We start from the raw sequence: 12,301 nt of genomic DNA on the forward strand, positions 1-12,301 counted from the left end.
CGAAGAGTTTTTTGATATAATATAATCTTAGGGCAGATTTTTGAGTTCAAGTCAGATTTTTTTTGGTGAATCTTCAGAATCAAAGCAGCAGATTTCGGGATTACCTTGTCATAACATTTTATTAATATTTGTTTATTAATATCATTTTGTTTTTTTAGGTGTTTTTACATTGCAAACTTTTAATTAAACTTTTCGTATGAAAAATATTTTTCTATTATTTATTGGGCTTATTTTCAGCGGACTGGTAGCTAATGCACAAACTCGCGTTGTGGAAGGGCATGTTACTTCTGCCGATGGAAGCCCCTTAATCGGGATCACTGTACAAGTGAAAGGTTCTGGCATAGCAACAGCAACTGATACAAAAGGGGATTTTAGATTAACTGTGAGTCCGGATGCCACACTTGTTTTCACCGGGATAGGTTTTGAAGAACAAAATGTCAAAATTGGGGATCGTACCAGCATTAATGTAACCTTACAAACGGATTCCAGAAGGTTGAATGAAGTAGTGGTGACAGCATTAGGCGTAAAACGGAATCGAAATGATTTGGGATATGCTGCTCAGACTATTAATGCTGATGCAATAGAAAAAGCCGGGCAAACAGATGCTATCAAGGCGCTTTCAGGTAAAATTGCCGGCGTGCAGATTACATCGTCCACCGGAACACCCGGCGGATCGGCCTATATCCAGCTTAGAGGCGCCAATTCAATCACCGGTGATAATCAGCCATTATTTGTAATCGATGGCGTTCCTATAGATAATGGCCAAAATTATTCCGGCGACCCTTCAGACGGTACAAATAATGTTTTGTTTGGAGCAACAAATACCAATCGGGGCGCCGATGTTAACCCTGATGATATAGAAAGCATCACGGTCCTTAAAGGTCCTGCTGCTGCCGCACTATATGGCATTGGTGCAGCTAATGGTGCTATAATCATCACGACTAAAAGCGGCAAAGCCGGTAAAATTCAGGTAGATTTTAGCTCTACCGTTAATTTTGACAAGGTTAACAGGTATCCTGGATTACAGAATCAATGGATAAAAGGTTCCGGCGGTGCCATTGGTGCCTACCCTTCCTCCAACAGGTATTCCTGGGGAGCCAGGGCGGATACATTATTATGGACAGGCGTTCCTGACGATTTTGACGTCCACGGCACATTGGTTGGAAAGTCCGATTCAAAAGGAAAAATTCCCTTTGTTCCTTATGATAACATGAAGAGTTTTTTCAGAACTGCGCCATCTTATACCAACTCCATTTCTTTTTCCGGGGGAAATGATCTTGCAACTTACAGAGTAGGTTATACTAACCTATACCAAAAATCAATTGTTCCGACTCAATACTTTGAACGGAACTCTGTGAGCTTTGCCGGCTCTTTGAATCTCTCCGAAAAAATTAAAGTTTCTACCAATCTAAACTATACCAGGAGCAATAGTACGCAACCTCAAAACGGAAGTAATACCTCAGGGATCATGCTTGGGCTAACCAGAACGCCTATTGATTTTGACAATTCAAACGGAGCTACAGATGCCACAGACCCAAAAGCGTATCTGTTTCCTATTGGCAGTCAATATGCCGGACTTCAGAGATCTTATAGATTCAATGGCGAGTTAGGAATTTATGATAATCCCTATTGGACGCTCAATAAAACGCCATATACCACAGATCTGAACAGGTTAATTGGTAACATTCAGTTGGATTATAACATAGGTGCCGGATTTAGCGCTCTTTACCGGTTAGGAACCGACACTTACCAGGATAACCGTAAACAATATTATGATATAGGATCCAGTGCGTACTCAGATGGCCGGATTTTTTATGACAGGTATACTTATAACAGCTTAAATTCAGACCTCATTCTGGCCTATTCGAGAGAGTTGTCGGGGAACCTTAAATTTGATGGTAAAATTGGAAACAACCTTTACGCAAACAATTTAAATGAAATATATACCCAGGGTGATGGACTTGTTGCTTCCGATTATAACAATATGGATAATGCAACAGTAGTAAAATCTTCAAATTTTGTTACGCCATACAGGAGAGCTTCGGCTTATTTTGATCTGAATTTTAACTATGCATCTGTTTTATTCCTTGAAGTAACCGGAAGAAACGACTGGTCATCCACGCTGCCGCGGAATAAAAATTCTTTCTTCTACCCATCAGCAAACTTAAGTTTTGTATTTACAAAATTGGGAGGCTTGCAGGATGGAAATGTGCTCAGTTTTGGTAAACTCCGGCTCTCGGCTGCACAGGTAGGAAAAGATGCACCCGCATTTGCTTTGAACGGGTATTACACAAAATTAAATTTTGCTGATGGTTATACTTCAGGGATAACCTATCCCAATGATGGAGTGCCCGGTTTTGGAAGGGTAACTACGCTGGGCAACCCTGACTTGAAACCGGAAAAAACTACTTCTTATGAGGCAGGGTTGGATTTAAAATTTTTCCAAAACAGGTTAGGTCTGGATGTAACCGGTTATTATTCAAAAGGGCAGGATCTTATTGTTAGTGCGCCCCTTGCCTCAAGCACCGGCTATCTTTCTCAGGTAATTAACTCTGGTTCAATTGAAACAAAAGGCGTAGAGTTGCAATTAACCGGAACACCGATACAGTCCGGAGACTTCAGGTGGGATGCTTTTATAAATTTCAGCCACTATAAAAATAAAATATTGAAGTTAGCCGATGGCGTGTCACAAATTACCTTGAACGGGTTTACGGGAACCACAATTGCACAGATTGCAGGATATGGTGCGGCATCCATTTTTGGTTTTGGATATGAGCGTGACAAAAACGGGAATATAGTTGTCGAAGACAGGCCAGGCGATGCGCAATACTATCCAATAGCGCCTGCGGTTCAGGAATTCCTTGGCAATACGAATCCCAAATTCCTTCTGGGATTTGGAAATACATTTAGTTTCAAGGGATTCTCATTATATGCTTTGCTTGACTGGAAACATGGAGGAAAAATGTGGAACGGCACCAGGGGCTCGTTGACTGCCATAGGCACATCGGATAATACAAATAACAGGGGAGATATGCACCTGTTTAAAGGTGTATTGGGACATCTGAATGACGCAGGCGAGCTGGTGCACGATGATGGCAGTGGAAACGAAGTAGCGGGCGCTGGGGCTGTCAATACGAATGCTGTCCCCTTGAGTGAAGATTGGTATTTGGGAAATGGCGGTGGATTTGGTAATTTGAATGAAGCATTTATTGAGGATGCTTCTTATATTAAATTAAGAGAAGCCAGTCTCTCTTACGATATTTCATCACTAATCACTAAAAAGCGATTCATAAAAGGTGCATCTTTGGGTGCATTTGTCAGGAATGTAATTGTATGGACTCCCTATAAAGGAATTGATCCTGAAACAAGCCTTACCGGCGCCACCAGCGCACAAGGGATAGATTATTTTAACATGCCCGGCACCATGTCAATGGGACTGACCCTGAAAATAAAGTTATAATTATTCAACCAGGTAATTTATTGGCAAATTAAAAAAAAACAACAATGAAATATTTTAATCGTAAACTATATATTGCATCGCTCTTACTAGCGGTTGTTATTATCTCCTCATGTACCAAGAAGTTTTTTTATGACGGTATAAATGATGATCCTACGCAACTTAAAGATCCTACGCCCTCATTAATGCTTGCACCCATTATACTTGCTTCGGGGTATGAATATGGAGGCGATGAATCCAGGTTTCCTTCCATTTTTATGCAGCAGGTAACCGGTGATGCCAATCAATCATTTTCAGCAGGCATTTATAACATTTCGCCTGATGACGTTGATAATATGTGGAGCTTTGGGTTTTATTCTGGTTTAATGAATAACGACTATGATTTAATCAAAATATCAGCTTCCCTGAATCAACATTATTATCATGCTGTGGGCCAAATTTTAATGGCAAATTTCTTACAGAGAGCAACAGATCTCTGGGGAGACATTCCATATACCGAGGCTTTCAAAGGAAATGAGAGCAAAAATGCAGCATTCGATTCCCAGGAATCTATTTACCAGCAGATATTTACTTTACTAAATTCCAGTATTGCCGAAATTGACGGTGGCGATGATGGCGCTTCGGTACCCGGCAGCGACGATTACATTTATTCCGGGGATATGGCTGAGTGGCAAAAGCTGGCGCACGCCTTAAAGGCCCGCTGTTTTATTCATCTGGTAAAAGTGAACGCTGCTTATTATGATTCTGCAATTAATGAAATCCCTAAAGCTTTCACAAGCAATGCTGATAACGCTATCGTGCCTTTTAGCGGATCTAGCGTAAACTCCTCAAATCCAACCTTTCAATTTGATGATCAAAGAGGAGATATTACTTATGATGGCTATTTGCAAACCTTATTAAAAAATGCGGGTGATCCAAGGTTTGGAGTTTATTATAATCCAGCCAAGCCTAAATTGCTCGGCAACTTTTATGGTGCTGCAAACTCCCCGGTTCCATTAATGACTTATTATGAGTTAAAGTTTATTGAGGCAGAAGCTCAATTTCAAAAAGGGAATAAAGACGCTGCAGCGGCAGCATATAATGCCGCCGTGGAAGCCAATTTAAATTATACAGTAGGCAATAGTGGCTATGCTTCAAAGGTTGCAAAAACGGCATCAAACATTACCCTTAGTGATATAATGATTCAGAAATATATCTCTTTATTTTTAAGGCCAGAGTCGTGGACTGACTGGAGGAGAACCGGTCTACCCAATTTAACTGCTGCAAGTGGAAACGTCACCGGGGGAGTAATTCCCAGAGCTCTCGTTTATCCGAGCGGCGAAATAAAGTACAATAGTAAGACACCTACAGGAAGGACACTTACCAGTAAACTTTGGTGGGATAAATAATAATAACATTTGCAAAGCGTTTATATTTATTCAGGAAGTATGTCTCAAGGCCCATTGATGGGTTGAAAAGTGTCAAATTAGTTTCTTAACTCCGGAAGGCTATCCAAAAATAGTCTTCCGGTTTTATATATTGAATTGACGATTCGTTAAGATATACACACTGTAGCCCTTAACTCACATTCAAATTTTTTTAATGTATACTAAGACTCAAAGCAGCAAATTTAGTGGTTACCTTGTCCAAAGATTTTTATTAATATTTACTTATTAACATTGTTTTGTTCTTTTAGAATTCTCTTCTACATTGCAAACTTTTAATCAAACTTTTCGTATGAGAAACATTTATCTATTATTTATTCTATTAATTTTTAGTGGATTAGCAGCTAATGCGCAAACTCACGTTATAGAGGGGCATGTTACTTCTTCTGATGGAAGCCCGCTTATCGGCATCACGGTACAAGTGAAGGGTTCTGGCATAGCAACCGCCACTGATTCAAAAGGGGATTTTAAATTAAATGTAAATCCAAACGCCACGCTTGTTTTTACAGGGATAGGTTTTGAAGAACAGAGCTTAGATGTAGGAAACCGTTCTGAGGTTAATGTCTCTATGGTTTCCAGCACACAAAAATTGAGTGAAGTTGTGGTTACCGGTTACAGCACTTCAACTAAAGAAGCCTTCACAGGATCTGCCAAGGTGGTTTCCGGTGAGCAGTTGAACAAAAAGGACGTTTCGAATATCTCTCAGGCGCTGGCAGGGGAGGTGGCGGGTGTACGTGTAGTTAATACGTCGGGCCAGCCCGGTACTTCTGCTACGATCCGCATCCGCGGAATCGGCTCCGTCAACGGAAACAGGGATCCTTTATATGTTGTCAACGGCGTTGCTTACAGTGGAACCTTGGAATCAATTAACCCCTCTGACATTGCTTCCATCACAGTACTTAAAGATGCCGCTGCCACAGCAATTTATGGTGTTGATGGTTCTAATGGTGTAATTGTAATTACCACCAAAAATGGCAGAAGCAAAGAATCTTTTATTGAAGTAGATGCTAAATACGGAACGAACCGATCTATATTACCCCGGTATGATGTACTTACTTCGCCTGAGGAATTTATTGGTTTTGCCTGGGAAGGATTGTATAACCAGGGTGTTACGCGGGGAAGTTCTGATCCGGTAAACTACGCAAACGTGAGGCTTTTTTCATCTGCCGGCATTAGTCCGAATAATAATATTTGGAAAGTAACAAACGGGGCTGAATTGATCGATCCAGTTACTAGAACAGTAAAGCCAGGAGTAAGCCGGAAGTATACTCCTGAAAGATGGGAGGATTATGCTTTTCAGCCATCAAACCGCTCAGAAATTACCGTAAAAATGGGAGGCGGGGATTCGAAAACAAATTATTACTCCTCTTTCGGATATTTAAAAGACAATGGGTATTCAATTAATTCTGATTTTAAACGTTTTACAGCCCGCCTAAATCTGAATCACCAGGTGAAATCCTGGCTAAAAACCGATGTGAATATTAATTATTCAAACGGTACTACCAACAATAATGGCCAGGAAAGCAATTCCAATAGTGTTTTCTGGTTTGTAGATAACATTCCACCGATTTATCCACTATTTAAAAGAGATGCAGATGGCAATAAAGTCCCTGACCCGATTTTTGGCGGTTATCAATATGATTATGGAAATACAGGAAGAAAGTTTGGTTCTTTAACCAATGCGATTGCTGACGCCCATTATAACACATTACTTACCAAAATAAATGAATTGTCTGGCAATACTTCAATAACCATCAATTTTACAAAAGATTTGTCTTTGCAAAACCGGCTGGGCGTACAATATTATAACCAGGATTATTGGGAACTGACAAATAAATTTTACGGATCTGCTGCCGGTCAGAATGGAAGCATCTTTCAGCAAAAAGATGAGCTGCTTAATTTAAACCTTCTGAATATGCTGAGATATGCTCATCGTTTTAATGAACACAATGTAGAAGTATTGGCTGCGCACGAGGCTACAAATTTCAAATTGACTGAGTCGAGCGCGTCTGGATATAATTTAGTAAGTAATAATAGTTTGGAACTGGATAATGCTATCGTAAAAAATCCAACATCTTCTTCTTATGCCAACACAAATACGCTGGAAAGTTATTTTGCACAGCTAAATTATGATTATAATAACACCTATTATTTGTCTGCTACTGTAAGAAGAGATGGCTCATCCCGCTTTATCGCAGGTAATGCATGGGGAACATTTGGAGCCGTGGGCCTGGGTTGGGAATTGACAAGGATGAATTTTATGCAGAATCAGAATGTGGTGGATTATCTTAAATTAAAGGCGAGCTATGGTGTGATAGGCGACCAGAGTGGATTAGGATATTATCCTGGTTATGACCATATAGATATTGGTAATTTGAATGACAATCCTTCCTTTGGAGTTCCTGTACCGGGAAATCCTAATCTTACATGGGAAACATCAAAAATGGCGCAGGCAGGCGTGGAGTTCAGGCTTGGTAATTATCTGACTGGGTCTGTTGATTACTACGTTAAAAATACCGATAATTTAATTTTTGAACGGAGAATCGGGCCTTCCAACGGATATGCCCTGATAACAGTAAATGATGGCCAGTTAAGAAACCAGGGTATTGAATTTGACCTTACCGCCCACCTCATTAAAAAAGCGAACTTTTTCCTGGATTTAGGTGTTAACGGAGAGCATTTTTCAAATGAAATTACAACTATGCCCATCGACCCTTCAACCGGTAAGCCAAAAATTGTTGATAATCAATCGCCCTATGGTTGGTCAAAGGGACATTCAATTTATGACTTTTATATCCGGAATTTCGTTGGAGTTGACCCTACTGATGGAACAAGTACCTGGACAGTATATTATCACGATGACAATAATAATAAAGCATATGATGCCGGGGAAGGTGTTTCAGATCTCAACGCTTATTATGGATCAAACCCTGAGAAAAAAGGAACGTTATTGCAGGGGATAACAAAAGTTTATTCAGAGGCTACTCAATACTATATCGGAAAATCAGCAATTCCAAAAATCAGAGGCGCTTTCAATCTGAATACCGGCTTCAAAGGATTAAACTTAAGCGTACAGATGTTGTATAGTGTTGGCGGGTACTCTTATGACTATGCCTATGCTACTTTAATGAATAATGGCCTTGTGGGAGGTAACAACTGGAGCACAGATATTAGAAAAAGATGGCAAAAAGCAGGAGATAAAACTGATGTTCCAAGGATTTCCAATAATGCGGATGCAAATGTGAGTTCATTGTCATCACGATTTATTACAGAGGCAAACTACATGGTATTAAATAATATTCGTCTTAGCTATGCAATACCGCAAAAACTTTTGCAAAATCAAAATGTTGCAAAGCAAATAAATGTTTTCGTATCCGGCGATAATCTATGGTTACACTCTGCGAGAAATGGATTCAATCCTTCAACAGCGGAAAGCGGTGCTTCCGACATGTACCGTTATTCTCCATTGTCAACAATCTCTGTCGGACTCAATGCTAAATTCTAAATTTCAAAAAAAATAATATGAAATTAAAATATATAGTACCGTTCTTAATTATAGGTGCGGAAATCGTTTCAGGTTGTAAAAAGGATTTTCTTAAAACAGAGCCAACCGCTTTTGTTACACCGGAGCAATTAAAGGGAGCATTAGAGCAGGACCCAAAATTGTTGAACGGAAGTATTTCCGGCTTGTACTCCACAATGTATACAACAGGTGTTGGAGGAACAGATGGCCATGATGATTTTGGTCAAAAAGGAATTGATATTTATTCAGATATGCTGTCATCAGATATGGTATTGGGCGCATTAAATTATAATTGGTACGCTTCAATAGCACGGCTTACGGCTACTGTTGATTTCACTACGAATCCCGATTATATTCCATGGAGGTATTATTATAGGCAGGTTTTTGGGGCTAATACAATAATAGATATTTTGGGTGGTACGGATGCGGTTCCTGAAACAGTACCTCTTAAGCAAACGATGGGGCAGGCCAAAGCGATGCGTGCTTACGGCTATTTTTATTTGTCTCAATTGTATGCTAAGGATTATGGAGATGGAAGTGCCAAAATTTTACCTATTTATACAACCTCAGATAAAGAAAAAGCAAATCAACCAAAAAGTACCGCAAAAGAAGTTTGGGATTTAATGATTTCTGATCTGCAGACTGCTATTACTTATTTAGATGGATTTCAAAGAACCAGCAAAGACCAGATTGATCAAAACGTTGCAAAAGGTTTGTTAGCTTATGTATTGGCAGCAAGAGGCACACAGGAAGATTGGACTGAAGTGGCTACTCTTTGCGAAGACATTAAAAATGCTTATCCAAAAACAACGCCTGTTGAGCTTGTCTATAATGGCACAAACCTGAATGAGGCGGGATTTAACAACGTGGCTACACCAAGCTGGATGTGGGGTGTTGATTTGACCCTCGCACAAGGCCTTGATCTTGTTTCATGGTGGGGACAGGTAGATTTATTTACTTATAGCTATGCCTGGGCAGGAGATCCCAAAACGATAGATGAAGGATTGTACGGTAAAATCCGGACTGATGATATCAGAAAAGGACAGTTCGATCCTCCAAATGGTGGCGCGGAAGCAGATTATGCTGATGATGGATATGTATCGGGTGACTTCGATTATATGCCCATCAATAAGTTCTATGATCCGGGACGTATTCCCGGAGGGCAACGCCAGGTTATTACAGACTATTTATATATGAGGGCTGATGAATTTTATTTAATGTATGCAGAAGCTGAGGCTTATTTGGGACATGATGATGTGGCCAGGCAGGCACTTTCTTCTTACCTCTCAGATAGAATTACTGACGTGTCATATATCGATAAGCTATCCGGTCAACAACTAAAAGATGAAATTAATCTACAGACCCGCATCGAATTGTGGGGTGAGGGGAAATCCTATCTTATTATGAAAAGAGATAAGGCAACTATCACAAGGGGGCCGAATCATTTATTTTTTGATGGCGATTCGTTCCAGTACAACGATCCCAAATTAACGTTCCTTATTCCACAAGCTGAGGAATTAAATAACCCGAATTTGAACAAATAAATCAGTAAGCTGTTGAACTAAATTAAATAGCTTAAATTAAATAAATAGGCCAGGCGATCAGCCCGGCCTATATTTTTAAATGGAGAAATCGACTCACAAATGAATATTATGCTACCCAGGTTGGTATCATTTATTCTAACAGCAAACGAAAAAATAATTGAAGATTTTTTATTTTGATGAGCTATCTCAAAATCAACTCACAAATGAATGTTATCAAACAAAATTAGTATCCCTTCATTAGTTCCAGTAAACGAAAGAATAACTGAAGATTTTGTTTTGCAAGCTATTTCTTTGAAGCGTCTAACAGACAGACCACTTTCACTTTCAATTTAAATCTTCAAACGAGTATTGGTAATAGTCCCTGAATATTAAGTCATCAACGCATTAAATTGAATGCAGCTATTATTTCAAGTACAAGGAATCCATATTTTCTCCGCAATGCAGCATGCCTGACTTATAGGTTGGATCTTTTTTGCCTAAATATGGATTATTAATTTCTGAAGTATTGCTTAACCAGTTAGCTGGTTTATCGTCCCCAAAAGCCATGGGACAATTTTGCCAATATAATTTATCTCCTTCATAGCCGATAGTTTTTAAAAACGGATATAAATTTTCAGACACCATGCTAAAATCATGACGCATCTCCGTGATGTCGCTTTCCTCCAGAATCGGTTTGGCATTGGCTTTTATATCACTCAGGTTTTGTTGAACTGCTATAAATATTGAAGAATCTTTTTGCTGAAGAGCACCCAAATTCAGACTATCTGCTATATCTATAAAATCAGCAGTTTGCTTCTTTATATCCGCAGTATCTGCCTCAACAAATGCATTTTTCATCGCCATATAAGAATTGATAAATGTTGAAATCTGCTGGTCAAATTCGGATGAATGCTTTTTTGATGCACTGGTAGCAGATTTTGAAGTACCGGTTTTACTTCCATTATTAAAAAATAAAAACCATACCGCTAATCCAGCAAGAATAATAATAACAGCTATCAAAATCTTTTTCATTTCTGATTTTTTAATATAAATTATCAGGTAAGTTTTTCTAACCCCTGTTTAATTCTTTTGAATCCTTCTTCAATATTTTCCATACTATTGGCAAAAGATATCCTGATGTATCCTGGCTGGCCAAAGGCGTCACCGGAAACGGTGGAAACATGCGCATGGTTCAGAAGATACATACATAAATCCCCTGCATTACTTATAATTTCACCTTCATAGCTTTTCCCAAGATAATAGCTGATATCCGGGAAAACATAGAATGCACCCTGGGGATCTGTGCATTTCACATTTGGCATTTCTTGTAACAATTCAATTACGCGTTGTTTACGTCGTGTAAATTGTTTTACCATTTCAAGTGACGCATTTAACGGAGCTTCCAGGGCTGTAATTGCAGCACGTTGGGTGATAGAATTGGTGCCGCTTGTAAATTGCCCCTGGATTTTTTCATTAGCTTTCGCCACTTCCACCGACGATGCCGTATATCCCAATCTCCAACCTGTCATAGCAAAACCTTTACTTAATCCATTAATAAGTATAACTCTATCTTTTAAATTCGGAAATTGGCCGATACTTTCATATTGCCCTTCAGTATGGGAATAATTAATGTATTCATATATTTCATCACTGATAATAAAAATGTCCGGGTATTTTTCGAAAACCTGGGCCAGGCCTTTCAATTCCTCTTTTGAATAAACAGAGCCGGTCGGATTGCAAGGAGATGAATAAATAAATAATTTGGACTTGGGAGTAATGGCTTTTTCAAGCTGGTCCGGCGTTATTTTCCAATCGTTTTCGGGTGTTGAATTAATGAATACAATTTTCGCGCGGCACAGCTTTGCTATTTCTGAATAGGAAACCCAATAAGGAGTTGGGATAATAATTTCATCATCATCGTCCAAAATGCTCATCATCGTATTTGCAATACATTGCTTTGCACCGGTGCTCACTACTATTTGATTTGGTTTGTAATCAAGGCCATTGTCCCTTTTTAGTTTTTTACAAACAGCTTCTTTTAATTCCGCATAGCCTGACACCGGTGTATAATGGCTGTAGTTTTCATCAATGGCTTTTTTAGCGGCTTCTTTGATATGATTTGGCGTATTGAAGTCGGGTTCGCCAAGACTAAGATTAATTACATTGATTCCATTGGCTTTTAATTCCCGTGCCAAAGCCGACATTTTAATAGTTTCTGATTCGCTGAATCTTGAAAGGTTTGAAGAAAGTTGCATTGTTTAAAATTTTTTTAAAACCGGCGCAAAAATACATCATTGATGACAGCCCTGAAAATGAATCATGAAATTGAATTAAAAAAGTTAAATCTCATTGATTTCAAAAGACGCATAACGCG

At 39.2% G+C, this 12,301-nt stretch carries 6 protein-coding genes; 4 read left to right on the top strand and 2 right to left on the bottom strand.

What is annotated here, in order from left to right:
- The first annotated feature begins 196 nt into the window (after positions 1-196).
- The 4 genes from EFY79_RS09805 to EFY79_RS09820 all read left to right on the top strand — a co-directional run bounded on the left by EFY79_RS09805 (position 197) and on the right by EFY79_RS09820 (position 9,948).
- A complete protein-coding gene (locus EFY79_RS09805) occupies positions 197-3,460 on the top strand; it encodes a SusC/RagA family TonB-linked outer membrane protein (protein WP_123120530.1) in 3,264 nt (1,087 codons plus the stop codon).
- 44 nt (positions 3,461-3,504) lie between these two features.
- Entirely contained in the window at positions 3,505-4,845 is a 1,341-nt protein-coding gene (locus EFY79_RS09810; RefSeq protein WP_123120531.1) for a SusD/RagB family nutrient-binding outer membrane lipoprotein, read from the top strand.
- A 328-nt stretch (positions 4,846-5,173) separates the two neighbouring features.
- The gene (locus EFY79_RS09815; protein WP_123120532.1) at positions 5,174-8,386 is read left to right on the top strand and encodes a SusC/RagA family TonB-linked outer membrane protein; all 3,213 of its coding nucleotides are present in this window, start codon (positions 5,174-5,176) and stop codon (positions 8,384-8,386) included.
- A gap of 17 nt (positions 8,387-8,403) precedes the next feature.
- Positions 8,404-9,948 (top strand): RagB/SusD family nutrient uptake outer membrane protein, encoded by a 1,545-nt coding sequence (locus EFY79_RS09820; protein ID WP_123120533.1) that lies wholly within the window; start codon positions 8,404-8,406, stop codon positions 9,946-9,948.
- 402 nt (positions 9,949-10,350) lie between these two features.
- Here EFY79_RS09820 and EFY79_RS09825 read toward each other — a convergent pair whose 3' ends face one another.
- The gene (locus tag EFY79_RS09825) at positions 10,351-10,959 is read right to left on the bottom strand and encodes a DUF3347 domain-containing protein (RefSeq protein ID WP_123120534.1); all 609 of its coding nucleotides are present in this window, start codon (positions 10,957-10,959) and stop codon (positions 10,351-10,353) included.
- 23 nt (positions 10,960-10,982) lie between these two features.
- A complete protein-coding gene (locus tag EFY79_RS09830) occupies positions 10,983-12,182 on the bottom strand; it encodes a pyridoxal phosphate-dependent aminotransferase (protein ID WP_123120535.1) in 1,200 nt (399 codons plus the stop codon).
- Positions 12,183-12,301: the final 119 nt, after the last annotated feature.

This window comes from Hanamia caeni (genome assembly GCF_003721595.1).
Classification (GTDB): domain Bacteria; phylum Bacteroidota; class Bacteroidia; order Chitinophagales; family Chitinophagaceae; genus Ginsengibacter; species Ginsengibacter caeni.